The following is a 24,054-nucleotide window of genomic DNA, read 5'->3' as shown; positions in this document are numbered from 1 at the left end:
AACTAAAAATTCAATTTTCATCTCTTTCTAATATGTAATACAAACGAAAAGCGATTTTGTACTATTCGACAACAAAAACTTTTAATCAAAATATTATTTCTAATTGTGATGAAATTTGAACTTTAAATATTCTTTATTTAATCTTTTTGGATTTTTGCCTCTTCAAATTAAAATTGCTCGAGAGTTGACCCTTATTTCAAATAAATCATTTTTTTAATCGAGTAATTATCCGCTGAACTTAAATGAATAAAATAAACGCCACCTGCTAAATTGTAATTACTTAAATCTAACTCAGCTTCATAAATACCGGGCGATTTTTCTTCGTTTAATAGAGTTGTAATTTCTCTCCCCAATAAATCATAAAGTTTAAGAGTTACAGTATTCTTATCAGCCAGCGAAAATTTGATTCGAGTTTTTGGATTAAACGGATTAGGATAATTTTGATATAATTGAAAAGCTCTTAATTGGTTAATTTCACTTTCGACATCTAAAACTTGATTAACCGATCGATAAATTCCATAATAATTCATTCCTGCATAAAGATAACCATTTGGAGTTGCACCTAAACTCAAAACATATTTTTCCTGCCCAAAACCATCATTTAATAATTCCCAATTTTGACCCAGATTTGATGTTCTATAAACACCATAACCATTTGAACCCGCATAAAGAATATCTCCATCAATATAAAGTGATGTAAATTCGGGTCCAGTAATCCCAATCTGACTGAACGAATTCCCATCATCATTAGAAAGATAAATTCCATAACCAGCTGTTGAAAGATAAATATTATTTCTTCTATCCTTGATCAAATCTGTTGATGTAAAATTAATTCCAAAGGAATAACTGTTCCAGTTTGTACCTTCATCGATCGAAGAATAAATTTTTGCCTGACCATTTTCATAAGCTGCAGCAAGGATTTTTCCTGAAGATGTTTTTAGTATTGAATAAACATATGCAGGATAAGGAAAGATGTTAACCCAATCCGAACCATTGAACTTGTAAATTCCACCCTGACCATCGTAATAATTCATTCCAATATAAAGATTATTGTTTTCATCAATATAAATACAATTAAATCCGCCCTGCTTAATCCATATTCTATTCCAGTTAATTCCTTGATCAGTTGATTTGTATAGACCACTTTGCGAACCATCAACTCCTCCGACCACCAGAGCATAAAGATTCCAATTATTATCTCTTGTTATTTTCATCACCCACATTGAATCAAAGCTTCTATTTTGCCAGTCGTTGCCATTATTTGTTGAGCTCATTATTCCATAAAAATAAGTGCCGGCTAAAATGGTATTATCAGGTAAACCGAGTAATGCATAAACATTATTTAATTGAGTACCTGAGGGGAAGGATGTTTTTATCCAAAAATTTTGAGAGTAAATGTTTAAACATAAAGTGAGAAGCAAAAGGAAGGATTTTCTTAGCATAAAAAATGTCCTTTTTTTCAATTAAGTGATTATCGGGATTAAAAGCAAAAATCGGGGAATTATAAATTCAAAGAAATCATAAAAATCAACTTAAAATGTCTTTTATTCCTTTAGATTGCCTGTGATTATCTTAATCTTAAATAAGGGTGAATTCATTTTATCATCAAAGCCATTACAATCTTTTTTGTCTTTCTTGCTGTTAATTAAAATGAAAATATTTCACTTGAAAAAATTTTTTCGATAAAAAGATCTGAATTGTGTCAGAACAATAAAATATGAGCATATAGGATTAAATTTTCTTCAGGAATTAATTAAAGTAGGATACGTCGAAGTTTGAGGAGTTAAATTAACTGATTATAAACATCATCACTCGACAAATGCTCAGGATGCCAATTCTTTGTCAGGCTGAGCTTGTCGAAGCTGAAGAAATTAAATTATGTGGCAATTAACATCACCATCTTACAAAATCTCAGAATTAAATTCATTTCTCTAATAATTACAAAACGAACTTAAGACGGAAAAAACAAATTAATTTTAGTCTAATCTTTTATTCCATTTAAAAAATCATTGTGAAAATGAATCTCCCATCTTTAAGAGCTTATGTAAAGATTATACTGATTATTAAAATTGTAATAAAAGCTTGAATGTTAAAATTGACTTAATTAGATTAATGTAGAAATTATTAAAGTTGAAAAATGGGGGAATAAAAATGAAAAAACTAAAAACTTCTTATATCTTTTTATTTTTCATCATTTCTATTTTGTTACTTCTCTTCTTTTCTTTATATCCAAACCGCTCTTTCTCACAAAATCCTGAATGGATTAATTTCACAAATTGCAATTCAGTTTCTGCAATTGCAATTGAAGGTGATTCTGTCTGGGTTGGAACAAGCGGTGGTCTTGTAAGGATTGATAAGAAAACGGGAAATAAGATTTTTTATAACAGGTCAAATTCAGATTTGCCATATAATCATGTTTATGCAATAGCCATAGATGCTCAAGGTTACAAATGGATTGGGACCTGGGATGGACTAGCAAAGTTTGATGGAATAAAATGGACTATTTATAATACATCAAATTCAGGTTTGCCAGATAATTGGATTAACGCAATAGCCATCGATGGACAGGGTAACAAATGGATTGGGACAGGTGGAGGAGGACTTGCAAAGTTTGATGGAGAAAATTGGACTATTTATAATACGTCAAATTCAAGTTTGCCAGATAATTATGTTCGTTCAATAGCTATAGATAGACAAAATCGAAAGTGGCTTGCGACAAGTGGAGGACTTGTAAAGTTTGATGGAGTAAATTGGACTGTTTATAACACATCAAATTCAGGTTTGCCAGGTAATTTTGTTTCTGCAATAGCCATAGATGGATTGGGTAACAAATGGATTGGGACTTGGGAAGGACTTGCAAAGTTTGACGGAATAAACTGGACTGTTTATAATACATCAAATTCAGATTTACCAGAAAATGATGTTTCTGCGATAGCCATAGATGCTCAAGGTAATAAATGGATTGGGACAGGTGGAGGAGAACTTGCAAAGTTTGATGGAGAAAAATGGACTGTTTATAACACATCAAATTCAGGTTTGACCTTTGAACGTATTACTGCAATAGCCATAGGTGAAGAAGTTAACCAATGGATTGGGACAGATGGAGGACTTGCAAAGTTTGATGGAGTAATTTGGACTGTTTATAACATATCAAATTCAGGTTTGCCAGATAATAGTGTTAAAGCAATAGCCATAGATGCTCTTGGTAACAAATGGATTGGGACAGATAAAGCTGGACTTGTGAAGTTTGATGGAGTAAATTGGACTGTTTATAACACATCAAATTCGGGTTTACCAGAAAATGATGTTTATGCAATAGCCATAGATGGACAAGGTAACAAATGGATTGGGACATATGAAGGACTTGCAAAGTTTGATGGAGCAAATTGGACTGTTTATAACAAATCAAATTCAGATTTGCCAGTTAATTGGATTAATGCAATAGTAATAGATGGAAAAGGTAATAAATGGATTGGGACAAATTATGGAGTATTTACGAAGCTTGATGGAGTAAAATGGACTGTTTATAACAAATCAAATTCAGGTTTGCCAAGTGATGTCGTTTTTGCGATAGCCATAGATGGACAAGGCAACAAATGGTTTGGGACATATGGAGGAGGACTTGCAAAGTTTGACGGGGTAAATTGGACTGTTTATAGCATATGGAATTCAGGTTTGCAAAGTGATGTTGTTTATGCAATAGCCATAGATGGACAGGGTAACCAATGGATTGGGACAGATGGAGGACTTGCAAAGTTTGATGGTGTAAAATGGACTATTTATAAAACATCAAATTCTGGATTACCAAGTAATAAAGTTTATGCAATAGCCATAGATGGACAAGGCAACAAATGGATTGGGACAGGAGGAGGACTTGCTGTGTATCGTGAGGGAGGAGTTAAACTTGATTTTAAAAAATAAACAAGCGAAATACCATTTGGATTTAAACTTTATCAGAATTATCCCAATCCATTTAATCCAACAACAAAGATCAGATACTCAGTAAAAGAGACAAAGCCTGTGATGATAAAGCTTTATGATATAGTAGGAAGGGAGGTAACAACACTTGTAAACGAAGTTAAAGATGCAGGTGAGTATGAAGTAGAACTTAATGCTGGGAAATTTGGATTGAGCAGCGGGGTATATTTTTATCAGATGAAAGCAGGAGATTTTACTTCAATAAAGAAGATGGTTGTGTTGAAGTAATTTAGAGATTAAAAGCCAGCTCATTGGGCTGGCTTTTATTGTTTTTATATCAATTTTCAAAAATTTTATCAACCCTCCCAAAGAATCAAATCCAGAATGGATGAAATTATTATAGAAAAAACAATTACACATAAAACAAAAATGAATATAAAAACCCCGCAGGGGTTTAATATGAATAGCCCCCAATCGCATTGGGGGTAAATGAGAACAAAAAACAAAGAACCCTGAAGGGGTTCAAATAAACAGAATTTGTTCTAAATGATCTGAAAAATTCAATTGCAGATCAGACATTAAAAAAATTTTGAAATCCACATTCAACCCCTTCGGGGTTGGAATTTTTGGTTGACATTATTTCCCCGAGTGCAACTCGGGGCTAATCATATTCAACTCCTTCGGAGTTGGTGTAAATAGATCACAAAAGATATTGATTTAATTTCGATTAATTGAGAACCTAATCCAGAAAGGATGAAATTATTATAGAAAAAAACAAGCACCCACAAAAAACAAAATCCTGAAGGGTGACATTATCTTGGAAAAACTAAAGATGAAAATTCACTGTCAGGCTGAGCTCATCGAAGCCTGACAGCAATGAAACTTTAAACATTTTTTTAGGTCATCCTTCGACAAATGCTCAGGATGACATTTCCTTCTAAAAACTCAGGGTGAAATTTTGCTGTTACATTGATTAAAATATGAAAGGCATCTAAGACAGTACACAAAATCTTCTTCAAAAAATAAAAAATGCTGTCACACTTTATTCAAAAGAATAAGTATGACAGCAAACAATTTAAATTTTCAATCTATTTACATTGTCAATGCCATAATCGCTTTTGCGGTGTGAAGACGATTTTCTGCTTCATCATAAACAATAGAAATTTCTGGATTATCAATAACTTCATCTGTTACCTCTTTTCCGCGATCGGCTGGAAGAGCATGCATTAATTTTACATCTTTAGCAGCAAGCTTTATTCTTCTTTCGTCACAAATCCAATCTTTATATTTTTCAAGATTAGCTTTCATTTCCTTTTTACATTCTTCTTCATTTTGTAGATAGTAATCAACATCGTAATAAGCAAAACCGCCCCAATTTTTTGGAATCACAACATTTGCACCTTCAAAAGCTTCATCCATATTGTCAGTAAATCTTAAACTGCCTCCGCCAGCCTCAGCATTCTTATAAGCTTTTTCAACAATATTTTTCGAAAGTGGAAATTCTTTCGGATGAGCTACTGTTACATCAATTCCATATCTCGGGAATAAAAGAATTTGTGATTGCGGAACAGAAAGAGGTTTCGCATGCGATGTTGCATACGCCCAGGAAATTGTTACCTTCAAACCTTTCGGATTTTTTCCAAAGTATTCGAAGATTGTCATCAAATCTGCAATTCCCTGAAAAGGATGATAAACATCATCCTGCAAAGACATAACAGGAACAGTTGCATACTTTGCCATTTCATCTAAATATTTTTTACCAATTCCATAAAAACAATTCCTGCAGGCAATTCCATGTCCCATCCTTGAAAGTATGATTGCCGTATCCTTTGCCGATTCACCATGAGAGATTTGCATTTTGTCGGCAGTCAAATCGTGTGCATGACCTCCGAGCTGGGTCATTCCTGCTTCCATCGAATTTCTTGTTCGAGTGGATTGTTCAAAGAATATCATAAATAAAGTTTTATAAGGAAGGTAAAGGGTTGGTTCTTCTGCATAAAATTTTTGTTTTAGTTCAAATGCAGTTTCAAACACTACATCCAGTTCTTCTTTTGTCCAATCATCTTCAGAAAGAAAATGTTTGCCTTTAAATTTTTTGTCCATTTTTTTCTCCCTATATTTTTTAATTAAAATGTTTGACAATACATCGCATAAAATGCGGATGCTTTAACTAAATCATCTATTGGAATTCTTTCATCAGGTGCATGAGCAAAGACTTCATCACCAGGACCAAATCCAATTGCAGGAATTCCATATAATCCTCTAATCACAACTCCATTTGTTGAAAATGTCCATTTATCAATGACTGGATCAGAATTAAATAGGTCTTTATAAGATTTAATTCCATTTTGAACTGCAGGATGATCTAATTCCATTTTCCAGGTTGGATAATATTTTTCCATCCCATATTTTCTGCCAGTAAAAGAAGTTTCTTCATAATAAAGAAGTTTTACTTCACCATTAAATTTACTTACTATTTTTTCAATTTGATTTAATGCAAGCTCTTTATTTTCTCCAAAGGTTAATCTTCGGTCAAGATGAAATCTGCAGTAATCTGCAACAGCACAAAGCGATGGACTGTCAGAAACAATTTGTGAAACAGTTACTGATCCTTTCCCTAAAAAATCATCAAAAGCTGAGTTCTCATTGAGTCTTTCAATTTCAATTAACGAATGTGCTGCCATATAAATTGCATTTTTACCACGCTCAGGAGCAGATCCATGCGCCGAAATTCCTCTGAACTCAACTTCAATTTCCATTCTGCCTCTGTGTCCGCGATAGATATTGCATTTTGTTGGTTCCGTTAAGATTACAACATCAGGTTTAATTTTATCTTCTTCAATAATAAATTTCCAGCAAAGACCATCGCAATCTTCTTCCATTACTGAGCCAACAAAATAGACAGTTACATCGTTATTGAGTCCAATTTCTTTTAATATTTTACCTGCAGTTATAAAAGATGCAACTCCACCTTTCTGGTCTACCGAGCCTCTTCCAAAAACAAATCCATCTTTTATTTCGCCAGAGAAAGGATCAAATGACCAATTTTTTAAATTACCAACATCAACGGTATCGATATGACCATCAATTGCGATAATTTTTTTCCCATTGCCAATCCTGCCGATAACATTTCCGAGTCCATCTATAAAGACTTCATCAAAGCTGGCTTCTTCCATCATTGATTTGATAAGTTCGGCAACCTGTTTTTCTTTCGTACTGAGTGATTTTGTTTGCACAAGTTTTGAAAGATTTCTCGCGGTGTAATCGCGGTATTGATTTGCTTTAGCAAGAATTTCTTTTGATAGATTCACTTTGTTTTATCCTTTAATCTAATCCGTATTTAAATTTTCTTAAATTTACACAGATTTAAAATTACTTTTCACAACGGAGAAATTGATTTATGGCTCGAGTAATGAAAACAATTTCATTCAAGCAATTACTCAACTGGGTGTTTTCTGAATTTCAAAAAGAAAATTTAATCTTTGGAATTCCAGAATCGAAATTCTTCAAAAAGCAAAATTCTAAGACATTTCAAATATTCAACCAAAATCTTGAAACACCGTTTGGTCCTGCCGCAGGACCTCACACTCAACTTGCTCAGAATATCATTGCGTCATATTTAGTGGGCGGAAGATTTATTGAGCTTAAGACAGTTCAAATACTTGACAACTTAGAAATTGAAAAACCATGTATTGATGTTGAAGATGAAGGTTATAATGTTGAATGGTCACAGGAATTATCTCTTCACGAATCTTTTAATGAATATTTGAAAGCCTGGCTTTTGATCCATTTGCTGAAAAAAGTATTTAGACACTCAGAAAATTCTTATCCGGGTTTTGTCTTTAATATGAGTGTTGGCTACGATTTGAAAGGGATTCAATCCGAAAAGGTCGATGATTTTATTGAGAAAATTAAAGATGCAAGAAAAAGTGAACTTTTTGAAAAATATCTTAATGAGCTTTTGAACTTCATCTCTGACTCTAAATTTGAACCGATTAAAAATTTTTCAAGAGAAGATTTAATTGAAACGCTTCAAAATATTCCTCCAGAGATTTCAAACTCAGTTACGCTTTCAACAATGCATGGTTGTCCGATTAATGAAATTGAATCAATTGCAAAATATTTGATTAAAGAGAAGCGCTTAAATACTTATGTCAAATTAAATCCGACATTACTGGGTTATGAATTCGTCAGGGATATTTTAGACAGACTCGGTTATGACTACATTCTCTTAAAGAATGAGTCATTTGAACATGATTTAAAATTTGAAGAAGCAATTCCAATGATTAAACGGCTTCAGGAATTCGCGAAACAAAATGGAAAAGAGTTTGGGATCAAACTTTCTAACACACTTGGTGTAATTAATACAAAAAAGAGATTACCTGGTGAAGAAATGTATTTGAGCGGAAGAACTCTTTTCCCATTAACGATTAATCTAGCATATAAAATTTCAAAAGAATTAAATGGTGAAATAAGCATTTCTTATTCTGGAGGAGCTAACATTTTCAATTCGAAAAAAATTATTCAAACTGGAATTTATCCTGTAACTTATGCAACCGAACTTCTCAAACCTGGGGGATACTTTAGATTACATCAAATTGTAGAAGATTTTGAAGCAGATGAAAATCAGTTTGAAATAAATTCATCAAAGGTCAATCTCGATAAATTAAAAGAGCTGTGTGATGAAGTATTCCAAAATGACTTTTATAAAAAAGATTTCAAAGAAACCACGGTAGTTTCGATCAAAAAAAGTCTTCCGCTTTTTGATTGTTACATTGCACCTTGCGAAGTTACCTGTCCGATCGAGCAAGATGTATCTGAGTATGCCTACTTAGTTTCTCAGGGTAGATTTATTGAAGCATTTGAAACGATAATAGAGAAAAATCCTCTGCCTCACATTACGGGTTACATATGCGATCATCAATGTATGACTAAATGTACACGATGGGAATACGATTTACCAGTTTTAATAAGAGATATAAAAAAATTTGCAACTGAAAAATCTTTCGAGATTTATTTGAAGAATTTTACTCAAAACTTCCAATCAAATCGAAATGAAATAAAGGTGGCAGTAGTTGGCGCTGGACCATCTGGACTTTCTGCAGCCTATTTTTTAGCTCGAGCAGGATTCAATGTGACAATTTTTGAGAAGACCGATAAAGCGGGAGGAACTGTTCGACACACCATCCCACAATTTAGAATTCCACAAGATGTGATTGATAAAGATGTTGAGTTCATCAGACTGCATGGCGTCGATGTTGTTTATAATGTTAAGCCTGACTTAAGGATAGACGAGTTAAAAGCTCAGGGCTTCAAATATATTTTTATTGGAATTGGAGCTGAGATTCCTAATGAATTAAAAATCGATGCAAGAGGAAATATTTTTGACGCTCTTGATTTTCTAAAACGATTTAACAGAAAAGAAAGTTTTAATCTTGGTAAAAAAGTAGCCGTAATTGGCGGTGGAAATTCAGCAATGGATGCTGCACGTGCTGCTTTAAGATGTGATGGTGTCGAACAAGTCCTTATCATTTACAGAAGGGCATTGAAATATATGCCTGCTGATAGAGAAGAAATTGATGCAGCAATGAAAGATGGTGTGAAATTTTTTGATTTGCTCCAGCCAGTTGAGTTTCAGAATGGAATTTTAAAATGTCAAAAGATGAAACCTGGTGAATTTGATCAGGATGGAAGACCGAAGTCTATACCAGTTGAAAACGAATTTGAAGAATTCAGAATTGACTCAGTGATAACTGCGATTGGAGAACATACGGATTATGAGTTTCTTAAGAGAAATAAAATTGATTTTGATTCGAAATTAAAACTGCTGGTTAATGCTGAAACAAATGAAACAAATATTGAAAATGTTTTTGTTGGAGGTGATACTTTGCGGGGACCTTCAACTGTAGTTGAATCAATCTCCGATGGGAAAAAAGCTGCAGAAGAAATAATTCGACGGGAAGGCATCAATGTAAATTTCAAATTGAAAAAAGATTATCGTAAAGAAATGATAAGCAGGCAAATTGAATTAAGAGGGAAAATTAAATTTTCATTTGATGATGATTTAATAAAAGAAGCTTCCCGTTGTTTGATGTGCGATTCTGTGTGCAATAAGTGTGTTGAGGTTTGTCCTAATCGAGCAAATGTTTCAATTAATGTAGACGATGGTTTTAAAGATCAATTTCAAATTGTTCATATTGATAAAATCTGCAATGAATGCGGAAACTGTGAAACATTTTGTCCTTACAATGGAAAACCTTTCAAAGATAAATTCACAATATTCTCTGATGAAATTGAGTTTAATCGAAGTGAATCTCCAGGATTTTTTATAAATGGTGAATTCATTTATATCAGAACAAACAAGAATAATGTTGCTCAAAGAATTAAACTTGAAGATCTCAAAAATCTATCAGGCGACTATCAGTTTATTCAAAGAGAAAATGAAAAAATTTGGAAGTTGACAGAAATCTTAGTTAAAGATTACAGTTATCTTCTTGAGGCATAAAACTAAAATCACTTTTGATTTAAAATAAAAATGGACGGCTGAACCGTCCATTTTTAGTTTTGAATTAATTAGAAACCTGATTATCGGTAGTACTTAAATCTTAAGTCTTCAATTTTGGCTTTCTTTTTCAATTCATTCATCCAGCTGCTGATAATTGTATTTTGTTTTTCCTGAAGTATTTGATTTCGTATAGTGTTCTTTTGAATATCAAAAGCTGTTTTGTCAAAATCTTGTTTGGACACAAGTTCAATAAGATAATAACCTCTATTCCCTTTTATGGGTTCAGAAACCTGACCGACATTCAATTTGAAAGCAGCAAAATTAAATGCGAAATCTCTACCAACTCCACCACCGACAAATTGTCCATAGTTAAAGAGACCTGTTTGAGTAATTACAATGCTTGTATCAATGTTCTTTAAATATTCAAGTCCCTGTCCTGCGGGAATTTTCTTTCGCATTTCTTCTGCTTTTTTCTTTAAGATTTCATATTTCTTTTCTTTGATTACTGCTTGCTTAATGGTTTCCTTTACTTCATCAAAGCTTTTGAAACCAGCATCAGTTGCATCTGAAACCATTGCAACAACATATCCCTGACTGGTAGGGAAAACTTCGCTAACTTCACCAACTTTATTGTCGAAGGCAAATTTTACAAGCTGTTTATACATTCCAATTCCTGGAATGAATTCAGATTTTTCGTTGAAAGGTGCAGTTTCTTGAACCTGATATTTCATCAGCTCTGCTTCTTTTTCGAAGTTTCCATTTTTCTGAACAATGTATGCAAAATCTTGTGCAGCATTGTAAAGTTCTTCTTCAGTTTGAGGAGAAATTTTAATCGGTTGATTTAACTCGGCAGCAATAATAATTCTTTTACTTTTATCATGAACTTTGATGATGTGGTAACCATAATCAGTTCTAACGGGACCAACAACTTCACCAATCTTTGCGTTAAATGCTGCTTTTTCAAATGGGGGTACCATCATTCCTTTCCCAAACCAGCCAAGATCACCGCCACGGGAAGCAGAGATAGGATCAAGTGAATAATCTTTAGCTAACTTTGCGAAATCAGCACCATTCTTAATTTGCTGTAAAATATCCCTGGCTTTGTTTAAAGCGGCTACACTATCACCTGCAATTGGAATTAAGATGTGAGATGCATGAACATATTCATCTGCGCCAAGACTATCTCTTACTATTTTGAAAATTGAATAACCAGAGTAAGTTAAAACCGGTCCAACAACATCTCCAACATTATGTTTATATAATTCTACTTCACTTTCGTATGGCAATGATCCATGGAGAATTGCTCTTTCAGAATATTCTTTATTTGAATAAAGTTTAATCAGTCCAGCAAAATCAGGATCTTTCTTTGCTTCCTCTGCAATAGCTTTTAAGCTGTTAAATACTGATTGACTATCTGCTTTGCTCGGCTGCCTTCTAAAAATTACATACTTAAGTTTGCGTTGTGCTTCAACTTTATATTGATCAATGTTTTTCTTGTAATAAGCTTTGAGATCATCCTCGTTGTAGGAGATATCGTTGTCCTTAATGGAATTCAAATCGAATAAGACAAATTTTGCGTCTGCTTTTACATTTTGTTCCATAAATCGTTTTTTAATTTCATTCTCGGGGACAACGATTGTTGCTTTGAGATATGCGATCAGTTTTTCCTGTAATCTTTGTTGTTTTACATAATCTTCAGCCTGAGCAAGTGCTTCTTTATTTCTTGGATCCATTATGGCTTGTAAATAAAGCTGACGATTAAAATTGCCAAGTGAGTCAATAAAATTTCTTTTTAAGAATTCAGGAGGATTTTCGCCTGTGATAATTTCGTAGATTTCGTCATCAGTAACCTTGATGCCTAACTTTTCAACTTCCTGCTCAATTAATATTTGATTGACATAAGATTCCCAGACCTGATCTCGGAACATTGGAAGCTGATCATCTTCAATATCCTGCCCCGATTGAGCTTTTTGATTCTCTCTTGCCTGATCAACTATTTTATTGAATTCCAGATATTTAATTTCTCTTCCATTAACACTGCCAATGACCGGGTCATTTCTTTGAGAAGTAAGTCCGAGATAGTTCATTCCCCAGTCAAAAACAATTGTAATTAAGAACATTACAACAAGCCCGATTAAAATTGCGGGCATATTATCCCGCATTTTAGTCATAATAGCCATTCAAATATCTCCTAAATAGTCATTTTTTTAATTGCAAAAAGTATACAAATATAGTTTGAACGGCTTTTATTATCAATTTGATAAATGGCGGGAAAGTGTTTCAATTGTTGATTAAAAAGTAAAATCTGAACCTTTCATAAATTCTTTCTCCATTATTGATTATAATCACATTAAACATGCTATGTCATCAAACTATCAAGACTTTCAATGCTTTTAAAATATCTCAATGAAATAATTCTAATGTTTATTTCTTTGCTATAAATCCCTGAGCGGATAGTTAGTTTTGTTTCTTTTAGCTTCTATGTTCTTCAAATTTTAGAAATGCGTCTTTCATTTCGTTTGATTTATATAATCTAAATACTGCGATTAACTGTGATTAATCGAGCTTTCTTGATTTGATATTCTTAACATTTTAATTTTAATATGATTATGAAACGATTTATTCCAGCATCAATTTTTGGAGTTTCGTTTGGATTTCTTGAAGCAATAGTCGTTGTGTACTTAAGGGCAATATATTATCCTGATGGTTTCAGATTTCCGCTGACATTTTTAGATCCTCAAATGCTCAGGATCGAAATTGTTAGAGAATTCTGCACTATTATAATGCTTACAACAATTGGCTGGATATTAGGAAAAACAAAAGGTGAAAGATTTTCGTTTTTCATTTTTACTTTTGGTGTGTGGGATATTTTTTACTATGTAGCTCTAAAACTTTTTTTGAACTGGCCCCAAACAATTCTTGAATGGGATGTCTTGTTTTTAATCCCAATTACATGGATTGGACCAGTTTTAGCACCTGTCATTTGCTCAATTGGGATGATTATGATTGCGCTGATTTATGTTTATTTGAGTGAGAAAAATTATCAAATAAAATTTTCTTCTATGCAACTGATTTTAATTTCTGCTGGGGTGTTGATAATCATTTATACTTTTATTTATGACTATCTCAATTTATTTACTGAACATAATTTCTGGACCGAGCTTTCAAACATTACAGAAAAGCAAAAATTCTGGGATGTAATTCAGAACTATGTACCGCAGAAATTTAATTGGGTGCTTTTTACAGGTGGATGTTTATTAATTGGAATGAATTATTTGTATTCTTTTTTGAAAGCAGAAATAAAAAATTAGTGAATTAATTTCACCTCAAAGCTTTCCTGATAAAACTTTTTTTCTTTTATCAACTTATCAACTTCTTTAAGTATTTGAGACATTTCATTATAATCAATTGTAGAATTAGCTTTTTGCATTAATTCTTCAATTCTTTTGGTGAGTGAGAGTTCTTTTAATTTTTTTATATAATCAGTTATAGTTTTTTCAATGTAATTATCCGAGATATTATTCTGTACAATATCCTCCCAACCTTCACTTACTTTGTATCTTTCAGTCAGAGCATCGGCAAAGAGACTTTTCAGTTCTTCACGCTCGAGTTGACCAAGAATTAAAAGACTGTTTATCTTTTCTCCTGCTGTTGAATCCAAATAATAATTTTTCAAGACTTTGAAGATTTCTCCAGCGAGTGGATTGATAAAATCATTTTCGTTGAGGTTTGAGAAAATTGGTTCAAGATAAATGTATTCGACTTCACAGATTAATTTGAGCATTCCCCGTTCAGCAGGCGAAAGTTCAGGATATTTGGTTGAGTCTTTTTTGCGTGTTTCAATTTCTAGATTTAGTTCTTCCTGTCTTTGTTCTGTTTTCTTGTAATTTTTAACAACTCGATCCAATTTTTGAAGAACCGAGTTGCTGGTCAATTTAAATTTTGAGGCAATTTCTCTTCCGAGCAGTTCACGTCTGACCGGGTCTTTAACTTTGGCAGTGAATTCTATTAAGCTGTCGACAACTTTTAATTTTGAATTTATATCACTTAACGCATTGTTTCTTTCTGCCAGTTTGTAAATGTAGTTGATATAATTTTCTCCATTTTCAATTAACTTTCTAAATTCATCAACTCCATAGTTTTTAATAAAAGAATCAGGATCTTCTTTTTCAGGCAAAGCAACAATTTTGAAATTAACATCTGTTTGGAGTAAAAGCTCAATTGCACGAATCGCAGCTTTTTGTCCAGCATCATCTCCGTCAAAAACCAGATACAAATTCGACGATGTCCTTGAAAGAAGAATAATTTGATCCATTGTAAGGGCTGTGCCGGCAGAAGCTACAACATTTTTAATCCCGCTCTGATAAAGTGAAAGAAAATCCATATAACCTTCAACAAGAATTGCTGCCTGACTTTTTCTTATTTCATCTTTAGTCTGATAAAGTCCAAAGAGAGTTTTTCCTTTTGTGTAGATTTTTGATTCAGGCGAGTTTAAGTATTTAGGTTGATCTTTATCGTCTATGATTATTCTGCCGCCGAAAGCAATTACACGGCCAGTAACGGAAAATACTGGAAAGATAATTCTTCCTCGGAATCTGTCATAATATTCACCATTTTCTTTTTTTATTATAATCCCAAGCTTTTCAAAAATTTCGAAGTCATAATTATTTGAACGAATAAAATTCACAAATCCATCCCAGGCACTTAATGCATATCCCAATCTAAAATTTTTAATTGTGGATTCATGAATTCCTCTGCTCTTGAGGTACTTGAGTGCATTTTTCCCTTCATTTGTATTGAAAAGTTTATCCACAAAATATTCAGATGCGATAAGTGAATATTCATAGAGTTTATTAATTTCTTCGTCTTGTTGGAAAGAAGAAGTACCTTCGTATTCAATTTTGATCCCGAATAATTTAGCTAAATGTTCAATCGCTTCAGGGAAACTATAATTTTCAATTTTCATTAAGAAGTCAACAACAGTTCCACCAGCTTTGCATCCGAAGCAATGAAATAACTGTTTTTGTGGTGAGACTGTAAAAGATGGATTCTTCTCTTTATGAAACGGGCAGAGCGCAACATAGTTTCGACCAACAGGTTTTAATGTCACATAGTTTCCAACTACAGTTAAAATGTCGGCTCGCAGTAAAACTTCTTTTATTGATTTATCTGATATCTTCATATGAATAAATTAATTATTTGGCTTGTTCATTCCAAAGTATGGATTTCTATGCAATTTGGAAATTTAGATTTTAATATTTACTAACAAATGGATTTGAGATTGTAAGGAACAAATAAGCAATTTTTTTCAACGAAACGATTTTATTTATCTTAAATTTTTATATTATTACGAGAGGTTAGATACGAATAAATTCTTATTGAAAAATGAGCATAAGTAAAATTGGCGATTTTGAACTTAACAAAATTTATCAAGGCGATTGTATCGAATTGCTTAAAAAAATTCCCGACGAGTCAATCGATTTAATTTTTGCAGATCCGCCGTATAATCTTCAACTAAATAATGAACTTTATCGACCAGACCAATCTAAAGTTGATCCAGTTGATGATGAATGGGACAAATTTAATACATTTGAAGATTATGATAATTTTACAAAGAAATGGTTAAGCGAGTGTAAAAGAATATTAAAGCAAACTGGAAGCATCTGGGTTATAGGAACTTATCACAATATCTTCCGGGTCGGTGCGATAATGCAAAATTTAGGTTACTGGATTTTAAACGACATTATCTGGATTAAAAATAATCCAATGCCAAATTTTAAAGGAACGCGTTTTAACAATGCTCACGAAACTTTGATCTGGGCAACTAAGTCAAAAAACTCCAGATACACATTTCACTATCATTCAATGAAAGTAATGAATGACGATTTACAAATGAGAAGTGATTGGTACATCCCAATCTGTCAGGGTAGTGAAAGAATTAAAGTAAATGGTCAGAAAGCTCATTCAACTCAGAAACCGGAAGAACTCCTTTATAGAATAATTCTTTCCACATCAAATCCAGAGGATGTTGTTTTAGATCCTTTTTCAGGAAGTGGAACGACTGCTGCAGTTGCGAAACGACTTGGAAGAAACTTCATCGGTTTTGAAAAAGAAGATTTTTATATCAAAGTCTCGAACGAGAGATTGAAAAAAGTAAAACCAATTGATAAAAAATTTCTTGAGTACAAAGTTGAAAGAAAAAAACCAAAAGTTTCATTTGGAAGTTTGATTGAAAAAGGCTTAATCGAAATTGGAGAGTTTTTATATTCAAGCGATGAAAAATACAAAGCTCAAGTAATGGCAGATGCTTCTCTAAATTACGAAGATGAAGCAGGTTCAATTCATAAAATAAGCGCAAAGATTTTGAACAGAGAGCGAAATAACGGCTGGACATTCTGGTTTGTTAAGAGAAACGGTAAATTAGTCAGTATTGATAATCTGAGAGAAGAATATGCAAAGAAATTTTTAAGCTCTTCTAATTTATCCGAAGAATCTCTTTTTTTGAGTGATTTTAGTGAAGAATAGTTTTTAAAGCATCGGACTTTGTTCTGACTTGAAATTAAACCAATAATGATAGCTCATTAATTTTGAATTCATTTGTAAAAATTTATGCCTTATGTAAAACTTGGTCCTTATAAATTTGATTGCAATGTCTGCGAAACAAGATGTGATGGAAAATCTAAGGATGAATATATATTTGAACATGATTCAAATTTCTCAGAAGCTGTAGAAAAAGAAATTATTAATCTAATTAATTCCACCTATAAGAATTTAATCGCTGTAAAAACATTTGATAAAGGCTACCCAGATTTAGAAATAAAAAAGAAAAACGCATCTGAAGAAACTTTGCTCTTCATCGAAGTTAAAGTTCAACAGCGAGCATTTATGTCCATTCAAAAACAACTGCCTCACTCGGGTTTAATTCCAAGCGAAACAGTCGCATTAAATTTAAGCGATCTTGAAAGATATTTTGAGATTAAAGACAAAGAACAAAAACCGATCTTCGTTGTTTGGTGTTTGATGAAACGTCCCTGCATAAATGGTCCTAATCAGACAAGTAGAAGATATTTTTCGCAGGAAATTGACTTTTTAAGAAAAATAAGATTAAATGATAAGAATAGTTCAAGAAGATTTAGACGAGCATCGGGTAAAGGAGATGTGGTTAATGGTGAGCACAAGGGTGTTGTTGTAAATTATCATTTTTCGTTAAATGAATTATTTGAAGGGTTACCAGAATTAAGTTTGCTTGATTTTGAAGATTGATAAAGAAACGGTGAATTGAAGTCAGAAATTGCAGGAGATTATTTAATGATTTTATGTTCCATTGCTTTTTGAACGGCTTGCATTTTGTTGTGAACATGTAATTTTAAATAAATGTTTTCGAGATGTTTCCTGACAGTTGAGGGCGAAATAAAAAGTTCATCAGCGATCTTTTTATAATCTTTGCCTTGCTTCAATTTTTCAAGAACCTCTATTTCTCTCTGAGAAAGATCAAAAGTTTCAGTTTTGATTTTTTCGTTACTTTTATCCTCTTCAGATTTAATTTCAGCTTTTCTCATTATACTTAAAATCTTCGATGCAATTGATGGAGACATAGTAGCTCCACCTTCCATAATAATTTTAATGGAATTAAAAATTGCTTCTGGACTTTCTTCTTTTAAGAGATAACCAGATGCTCCATTCTGAATTGCTTTGAAAATTTTATCATCATCATCAAAAACTGTTAGAATTAGAATTTTGATTTGTGGATAAAGATTTTTCACTTCATAAGTTGCTTGAATTCCATCCATTTCAGGCATTTCAATATCCATCAAAATTACATCTATATCCCGGTTTGATTTTAGTTTATTGAGCAGTTCAACTCCATTTTTTGCAATAAATTTAATTTCCAGTTCAGTCGAAAAAAGAGATAATTTTTCTACAAATGATTGAGCAATTATTTTATTGTCCTCGGTTATTGCAATTTTGATTTTCATATCCTGATAAAATTCTCACTTAAAAATAATGATTGAAAAGAATAGATAAATACGTCAAATGCCTAATTGCCCGAAACTTCAGCTTGAATTTCAAAAATGAGTTTTGTTCCGCACGAGACATCATTGGTTTGATTTTTCTCGATATACATTTTCCCTTTTGATTCTTCGGCACGGATTTTTAGAGAATCTAAACCTGAACTTTCGAGACTTAATGAGTTTTCTATACCTATTCCATTATCACAAATTTGCATGGTAAATCCATCTTTAGAATCATTGAATATAATCTGAGCTTCGGTAGCGTTGGCGTGTTTAATTATATTTTGCAAGCATTCCTGAAAAATTCTGAAGAGATTTAAGAGTTGTGCTGAATTGAGACGATATTCTTTTTGAGTATTATTTATGACATTAAGGTTTAGATTTGCAATACTCGGTTTAATCCTGTTCAAATAATCTCTAATCTTTAAAATCAAATCAGACAAATTTCCAGTTTCATGTTTCATTGCCCAAATTGTATTTCTCAATTCGTTAAGAGATGAGCGGGTGAAGTTGTTAATATTGTTTATCTTTTCAAGCAATGACTCATCACTTATTGAGTATTTTAAATTATCCAATGCGCTAATTATAAATGTCAGTTGTGAACCAGTATTATCATGCAATTCTCTTGAAATTCTCAATTTTTCTTCAATAACTTTTTTGTTTGCTTCTTCCAATGAGAGTTGTTTTACCAAATCCATTTCTTTTGCAATAGCTTTTCTTTTTTGAATCTGATAAGTATACAGACCAACCATTGCAAGTACTATGAACAACAAAGTTGTTCCAACCGAGATAAATAAAATTGCTCTTTGTTTGAGCTGAAGTTGTTGCTGGGCAATTAATTTGTCTTTTTCGCTTGTTTCGAATGCAAGTTCAAGTTCAGCAATTCTTTGATTGGTTGATAAATTGGTAATGCTGTCTTTATAAGCAGAGTATTTTTTGAAATTAATAAAAGCATTTTTGAAATCAGATTTTTTCTCATAAAGATCAGAAAGCTGTCTATAACAATATTCAATCAGGAATGTATATCCATTTTTAAGAGATAGATCAAGAGAACTTTGATAATATTTAATCGCTGAATCAATTTTTCCTTCCATTGTGAAAAAATCGCCGTAATAAGCCAGATTATCCGCTTTGCCAAAATCATTTTTTTCTTTTGCTCTGAATTTATCAGATTGGTTTAAGATGGTATAAGCTTCTTTAAACTTTCCCTGAAGTGCTTTTGCATTTGCAATTTTGTTAAGACTAAATGGAATACCAATTGAATCATACAAATCATACTTAAGTTTTAGAGCTTTATTATAAAGTAATAAAGCACTATCAACTTTACCTTCCATTTCTTTTAATACACCAAAGTTATCATAAAGCTTGGCCAGTGTTGGTTTGCTAAGTTTATATTTTTCAGCTATTTGTATTCCTTTTAACATATATTGGTGAGCTTTTGCAAGTTCTCGTCTTTTCATCTGATAACCATATTCACCGTATGCATTAGCCAGTTCTTCGTACTCTTTGATTTCCTCAAAAATTTTTAATGATTGTATGTTAAATTCTGTGGATTTTTCGTAATTACCCATCAGGTAATAGATTATTGCAAGAATATTTAATGCTTTTGCCTCGCCAGATTTGTAACCGATAGATTTTGCTCTCACCAGGTTTTCTTCAAAGATTGATTTTGATTTATAAAGATTGGCAAGATATTCTGTGGCGGGTAATTTGTTTACTGAATCTATAATTGATTTCAGATCCTGAGCAGCAAGCGAGCAAACTAAAATTATTATAATAAATGATAATCTAAATGTAAACATAAAAATAAATTTTAGTTGAAAATTATGAAGGAGGCCGAGGGAACAACCAGTCAAATCTCATAAGCAACCTTCACATTCTAAAAATAAATTATAAACTAAGAGAATAAATTTCAAATTTGATTTAACAAATAAATTTTTGCATTAGGCAATTTTAATTCGATAGTCAACAATCTTGATTGTTTTAACTTTGATCATCACCGGATTAAGGTCAATTTCTGAAATCTCATCAAACTCAGAAATTAATTGTGAAACTTTACAAAGAAGCTCGATTAAGAGATCGAGATTTGTTTCTTCGATGTCTCTAAATCCTTTAAGCAATGGATAAATTTTGGAGCTTTCAATTAGTTTCATTGCATCATTTTTTGATAATGGAGCCAAAGCAAGATTTTTGTCCTTAATTACTTCTACGAGTTTTCCACCAGCACCAAAAAGTACAACGGGACCAAAAGATTTATCTCTGTAACCACCGATTATTACTTCGATATTTCCCTCAAAAAATTCTTGAACTTCAAATTCATCAATTGCATCGATTAATTTTCTTTTTTCAAGATTTGATTTCAAATCATCAAAGGCTTTCAATAATGTTTTTTTATCTTTTATGTTTAAGACTACACCACCAATATCAGATTTGTGAGTAAATTTTCTGCTCGAAATTTTAAGGGCACAGGGATAATCAAAGTTTTTAGAAATTTCAATTAATTCTTTTCTGGATTTGAAGTATTTGCTTTTCGCAATTGGCAGTTTCAAGGTCTTTAAAATTTTATGACTTTCTTTGGAAGTCAGAAATGAAGGTTCAACTATTTTACTTTTTGCATTCATAATTACTTTTTTAATTGCATCTCTGGAATTTTCATCCAAATAATTTGCTGCCTCTTTCTGGATTTTTCTTTTTTCATAGTAATCATAGAAATTTTTTATAATTAATGGAGCAAGCTCAACTGATTTGATTATGAGAGCTTCTTTAATTCCGTTTTCTTTCCATTTCTCCCAGAAATGTGGAAGTGGAAAGTTCACGATGAATATAGGTTTTGAATTCAGTTTTTGTTCTTCCGCTAATTGATAGATTACTTCAAAAGAATCGATCATCACAGGCTCAACAAAGATTGCAATTAATGCATCTACATTTTCATCATCTGTTAAAATTTTCGAAGCAAGACGATAAGTATTTGCATCGGCACCTGGCAGCATATCAACAGGATTTTTGATACTTGCTTCAGGATGGAGAATTTCTCTTAATTTATTTTTGGTTTGATCTGTTAATTGTGAAACTTCAAGTCCCTGCTTTTCAATTTCATCCACACATAAAATTGCAGGTCCACCGGCATTTGTAAGAACAGCTACTCTTTTACCAGAAACGTTCTTTAATTTCAGGAATGCATTTGCTGTCTCAAACATTTCTTCAATTGTATCCACACGAATACATCCACTTTGTTTTAATGCGGCGTTTACAATATCATCTTGAGTTGCAATTGCACCAGTATGAGATGATGCTGCAGATGACCCGGATTTTGTTCTTGCTGCTTTTAGGACAATAACAGGTTTTTGTTTTGTTACTTTGTTTGCGAGATCAAAAAATTTTCTTCCATCTTCAAATGACTCAAGATACATTGTAATAACTTTTGTCTTTTCGTCTTTCCACCAGAATTCGAGCAAATCATTTTCGTTGACATCGGCTTTGTTACCGATGCTTGCAAATTGACCAAAAGAGTATCCTGTCAGAGAAATTGTGTTTAGGACAGCTGCAGCCAGTGCGCCGCTCTGTGAGAGAAATGAAACAGGTGAATAATGTGGGACTTCGGCTGCAAAGGTTGCATTTAGTCTAACATCAGCATCGGTATTTATTAAACCCATACAATTTGGACCAATCAGTCTAATCCCGTTGGCTTTTGCAAATTCAGTAATTTGTTCTTCAAGTTCAGCTCCTTCGTTTCCAACTTCACGGAATCCAGCTGTGATGATTACAACATTCTTAATTTGTTTTGATGCACAGGATTTTAAACTATCGAAAACGAGATTTTTGGGGACAAGAATTATCGCAAGAGAAATCTGGTCTTCAATTTCATCAATAGTTTTGTTGCATTTAATTCCTAAGATTTCATCAGTTTTTGGATTAACGACAAAAATTTTCCCACCATATCCAAAATTGATAATTGATCTCAAAATTTCGTATCCAATTGATTTTGGTTTAGAAGATGCACCCACAAGCAAAATGTTTTTTGGATAGAAGAAATTGGAAAGAGTTTCAGCTGTCATATTATTCCTCTTTACTTTGTATTTTGCAATGTGAATATAACCTTTGTATGTTTTATTCGTCAAACAAAATGAAAATGCAAAAATCAATATTCATTCAACTCAAAAAAATTGTTTTATTCATCTTTAAAAATCTTGAATTAGTTTTCTGGCTCGGCGGTTTGTTCTATTTAGCATTTATAATTCCTGAACAAAATCACTTTTCAGTTTGTCCATTAACAAATATGGGTTTTCAATTTTGTCCAGGATGCGGACTTGGGAGATCGATTTCGATGATCTTTCATTTTAGAATTTTAGAATCTTTCCAGGTTCATCCATTAGGACTTTTTGCACTAATTATAATTATTTTTAGAATAATTCAACTAATAATAAAACTAAGGAGAGAACATTATGCCTAACATATTCACCTATCTTCCTGAGCTCGAAGGGGAAGAGTTAATGTTTGTTCAAAGATTAACAAATGATTTCGATGAACAACAACTCGCACAATTTGCGGTTATTTATCGCAATAGAAGAAAAGATCCAACTTTAATTTTGTTGACCGCATTGGTTGGATTTCTTGGTATTTCGGGCATTCATCGATTCTTGCTTAATCAAATTGGAATGGGAATTCTTTATCTTTTGACAGCTGGGCTTTGCTTCATTGGTACAATTATAGATTTAATAAATCATAGAAAACTTGCATTTGAATACAATTCAAATGTTGCAAGGGAAGTTGCAACAATTATTAAAAGGGGTATGTAGTTCCGGAGTTTGATTTATGACATTTAGAATCAAACATATCATCTGGGACTGGAATGGAACCCTTTTTGATGATGTTGATCTTTGTGTTGAAAATATAAATTGGCTGCTTGAAAAATATAATTATCAAAGAATTTCAAAAAGTCGATACAAAGATATTTTTACTTTTCCTGTAATTGAATATTATAGAAGAGCTGGATTTGATCTGGAAAAATTAGACTTCACTAAAATTGGTAAAGAGTGGATGGATCGCTATGAACAGAAAAAATATCAAGCAAAACTTGCCGATGGTGCAGAAGAAATAGTTCAATATTTCCATAACAGAGGACTTGAGCAATCAATTCTTTCTGCTTACTCTGAGCATACTCTTTTTGAAATTGTAGAGAGATTTGGATTGAAAAAATTCTTTAAAAATATAGATGGATTGGATAACATTTATGCAGAAAGTAAAATTGATCTCGGAAAGAAATTGTTGAATAAAATTGATGCAAAACCTGATGAAATTTTACTGATTGGAGATACAGTTCACGATTTTGAAGTTTCCATTGAACTCGGTTGTCGTTGTATTTTACTTTCATCAGGTCATCAGTCAAAGATTGAACTTGAGAAATGCGGAGTTGAAGTTATTGATAACTTAAAAGACTTGAAAAAATTCAGTTCGAGATTTTGAACTCATAGATTAAGAATTATTAAGAAATTTTTATTCGTAGATTATTATTTAAAAATCTTGAGGTGACTGGTCTTCAAAACAATTCATTTGTAGTTGGCTTTTAGTTTTTTACTGGAGCTGAATTAAATGTTTGAGTTCCAATCGCTAGAAGGAATT

17 protein-coding genes are annotated in these 24,054 nt (G+C 32.4%); 9 read left to right on the top strand and 8 right to left on the bottom strand.

All coding sequences use genetic code 11. From position 1 onward, the window contains the following. Positions 1-191: 191 nt before the first annotated feature. Positions 192-1,034, bottom strand: a complete 843-nt coding sequence (locus HPY57_12545) for a T9SS type A sorting domain-containing protein (protein ID NPV12607.1) — start codon at positions 1,032-1,034, stop codon at positions 192-194. A gap of 1,117 nt (positions 1,035-2,151) precedes the next feature. Between HPY57_12545 and HPY57_12540 the strand changes: the two genes are divergently transcribed. After that, positions 2,152-3,921 (top strand): hypothetical protein, encoded by a 1,770-nt coding sequence (locus HPY57_12540; GenBank protein NPV12606.1) that lies wholly within the window; start codon positions 2,152-2,154, stop codon positions 3,919-3,921. A 9-nt stretch (positions 3,922-3,930) separates the two neighbouring features. Then, on the top strand, positions 3,931-4,206 hold the full coding sequence (locus HPY57_12535; protein NPV12605.1) for a T9SS type A sorting domain-containing protein: 276 nt from the start codon (positions 3,931-3,933) through the stop codon (positions 4,204-4,206). An 804-nt stretch (positions 4,207-5,010) separates the two neighbouring features. Here the strand turns inward: HPY57_12535 and HPY57_12530 are convergent. Beyond that, a complete protein-coding gene (locus HPY57_12530) occupies positions 5,011-6,021 on the bottom strand; it encodes an ornithine carbamoyltransferase (protein ID NPV12604.1) in 1,011 nt (336 codons plus the stop codon). A gap of 23 nt (positions 6,022-6,044) precedes the next feature. Continuing rightward, positions 6,045-7,229 carry a YgeY family selenium metabolism-linked hydrolase gene (locus tag HPY57_12525; GenBank protein NPV12603.1) on the bottom strand — a complete coding sequence of 395 codons (1,185 nt, stop codon included), beginning with the start codon at positions 7,227-7,229 and terminating at the stop codon, positions 6,045-6,047. A gap of 89 nt (positions 7,230-7,318) precedes the next feature. Between HPY57_12525 and ygfK the strand changes: the two genes are divergently transcribed. Beyond that, positions 7,319-10,423: a putative selenate reductase subunit YgfK gene (ygfK, locus tag HPY57_12520; GenBank protein NPV12602.1), complete on the top strand. Its 3,105-nt coding sequence runs from the start codon at positions 7,319-7,321 to the stop codon at positions 10,421-10,423. 80 nt (positions 10,424-10,503) lie between these two features. Here the strand turns inward: ygfK and HPY57_12515 are convergent, their stop codons facing one another. Next, on the bottom strand, positions 10,504-12,603 hold the full coding sequence (locus HPY57_12515; GenBank protein NPV12601.1) for a hypothetical protein: 2,100 nt from the start codon (positions 12,601-12,603) through the stop codon (positions 10,504-10,506). 429 nt (positions 12,604-13,032) lie between these two features. Between HPY57_12515 and HPY57_12510 the strand changes: the two genes are divergently transcribed. After that, positions 13,033-13,734: a hypothetical protein gene (locus HPY57_12510; GenBank protein NPV12600.1), complete on the top strand. Its 702-nt coding sequence runs from the start codon at positions 13,033-13,035 to the stop codon at positions 13,732-13,734. Here HPY57_12510 and HPY57_12505 read toward each other — a convergent pair. Continuing rightward, positions 13,731-15,605 (bottom strand): DNA primase, encoded by a 1,875-nt coding sequence (locus HPY57_12505; GenBank protein NPV12599.1) that lies wholly within the window; start codon positions 15,603-15,605, stop codon positions 13,731-13,733. The two genes, HPY57_12510 and HPY57_12505, sit on opposite strands and share 4 nt — an antisense overlap. A 203-nt stretch (positions 15,606-15,808) precedes the next feature. On the opposite strand from HPY57_12505, the gene HPY57_12500 reads away from it, so the two are divergent. Together HPY57_12500 and HPY57_12495 are read left to right on the top strand one after the other, a co-directional pair. Next, entirely contained in the window at positions 15,809-16,948 is a 1,140-nt protein-coding gene (locus tag HPY57_12500) for a site-specific DNA-methyltransferase (protein NPV12598.1), read from the top strand. Between the two features lie 84 nt (positions 16,949-17,032). Next, complete coding sequence (locus tag HPY57_12495) at positions 17,033-17,686, top strand: hypothetical protein (GenBank protein NPV12597.1); 654 nt, start codon at positions 17,033-17,035, stop codon at positions 17,684-17,686. Positions 17,687-17,724: 38 nt separating this feature from the next. Here the strand turns inward: HPY57_12495 and HPY57_12490 are convergent, their stop codons facing one another. From HPY57_12490 to HPY57_12480, 3 genes are all read right to left on the bottom strand, one after another. After that, positions 17,725-18,399, bottom strand: a complete 675-nt coding sequence (locus tag HPY57_12490) for a response regulator transcription factor (GenBank protein ID NPV12596.1) — start codon at positions 18,397-18,399, stop codon at positions 17,725-17,727. A gap of 62 nt (positions 18,400-18,461) precedes the next feature. Next, positions 18,462-20,237, bottom strand: a complete 1,776-nt coding sequence (locus tag HPY57_12485; GenBank protein NPV12595.1) for a hypothetical protein — start codon at positions 20,235-20,237, stop codon at positions 18,462-18,464. Positions 20,238-20,378: 141 nt separating this feature from the next. Next, positions 20,379-22,490 carry an acetyl-CoA synthetase gene (locus HPY57_12480; protein ID NPV12594.1) on the bottom strand — a complete coding sequence of 704 codons (2,112 nt, stop codon included), beginning with the start codon at positions 22,488-22,490 and terminating at the stop codon, positions 20,379-20,381. A gap of 74 nt (positions 22,491-22,564) precedes the next feature. On the opposite strand from HPY57_12480, the gene HPY57_12475 reads away from it, so the two are divergent. The 3 genes from HPY57_12475 to HPY57_12465 are packed head-to-tail and all read left to right on the top strand — an operon-like array spanning position 22,565 to position 23,898. After that, positions 22,565-22,885, top strand: coding sequence for a DUF2752 domain-containing protein (locus HPY57_12475; GenBank protein NPV12593.1), 321 nt, complete (start codon positions 22,565-22,567; stop codon positions 22,883-22,885). Further along, on the top strand, positions 22,878-23,231 hold the full coding sequence (locus HPY57_12470; protein ID NPV12592.1) for a TM2 domain-containing protein: 354 nt from the start codon (positions 22,878-22,880) through the stop codon (positions 23,229-23,231). The genes HPY57_12475 and HPY57_12470 overlap by 8 nt, the downstream gene beginning before the upstream one ends. Positions 23,232-23,247: 16 nt before the next feature. After that, positions 23,248-23,898, top strand: a complete 651-nt coding sequence (locus tag HPY57_12465; GenBank protein ID NPV12591.1) for an HAD family hydrolase — start codon at positions 23,248-23,250, stop codon at positions 23,896-23,898. Positions 23,899-24,054 lie beyond the last annotated feature (156 nt).

Source organism: Ignavibacteria bacterium, assembly GCA_013177855.1.
GTDB lineage: Bacteria > Bacteroidota > Ignavibacteria > Ch128b > Ch128b > Ch128b.
This window is presented reverse-complemented; position numbering and strand designations above follow the sequence as displayed.

What these genes read in the sequence shown, in the direction of transcription:
- HPY57_12480 (NPV12594.1), bottom strand. Translation starts at nt 22,490, where the DNA reads ATGACAGCTGAAACTCTTTCCAATTTCTTCTATCCAAAAAACATTTTG.
- HPY57_12515 (NPV12601.1), bottom strand. Translation starts at nt 12,603, where the DNA reads ATGGCTATTATGACTAAAATGCGGGATAATATGCCCGCAATTTTAATC.
- HPY57_12465 (NPV12591.1), top strand. Translation starts at nt 23,248, where the DNA reads ATGACATTTAGAATCAAACATATCATCTGGGACTGGAATGGAACCCTT.
- HPY57_12545 (NPV12607.1), bottom strand. Translation starts at nt 1,034, where the DNA reads ATGAATTATTACGATGGTCAGGGTGGAATTTACAAGTTCAATGGTTCG.
- HPY57_12500 (NPV12598.1), top strand. Translation starts at nt 15,809, where the DNA reads ATGAGCATAAGTAAAATTGGCGATTTTGAACTTAACAAAATTTATCAA.
- HPY57_12470 (NPV12592.1), top strand. Translation starts at nt 22,878, where the DNA reads ATGCCTAACATATTCACCTATCTTCCTGAGCTCGAAGGGGAAGAGTTA.
- HPY57_12530 (NPV12604.1), bottom strand. Translation starts at nt 6,021, where the DNA reads ATGGACAAAAAATTTAAAGGCAAACATTTTCTTTCTGAAGATGATTGG.
- HPY57_12505 (NPV12599.1), bottom strand. Translation starts at nt 15,605, where the DNA reads ATGAAGATATCAGATAAATCAATAAAAGAAGTTTTACTGCGAGCCGAC.
- ygfK (NPV12602.1), top strand. Translation starts at nt 7,319, where the DNA reads ATGGCTCGAGTAATGAAAACAATTTCATTCAAGCAATTACTCAACTGG.
- HPY57_12475 (NPV12593.1), top strand. Translation starts at nt 22,565, where the DNA reads ATGCAAAAATCAATATTCATTCAACTCAAAAAAATTGTTTTATTCATC.
- HPY57_12485 (NPV12595.1), bottom strand. Translation starts at nt 20,237, where the DNA reads ATGTTTACATTTAGATTATCATTTATTATAATAATTTTAGTTTGCTCG.
- HPY57_12495 (NPV12597.1), top strand. Translation starts at nt 17,033, where the DNA reads ATGCCTTATGTAAAACTTGGTCCTTATAAATTTGATTGCAATGTCTGC.
- HPY57_12510 (NPV12600.1), top strand. Translation starts at nt 13,033, where the DNA reads ATGAAACGATTTATTCCAGCATCAATTTTTGGAGTTTCGTTTGGATTT.
- HPY57_12490 (NPV12596.1), bottom strand. Translation starts at nt 18,399, where the DNA reads ATGAAAATCAAAATTGCAATAACCGAGGACAATAAAATAATTGCTCAA.
- HPY57_12540 (NPV12606.1), top strand. Translation starts at nt 2,152, where the DNA reads ATGAAAAAACTAAAAACTTCTTATATCTTTTTATTTTTCATCATTTCT.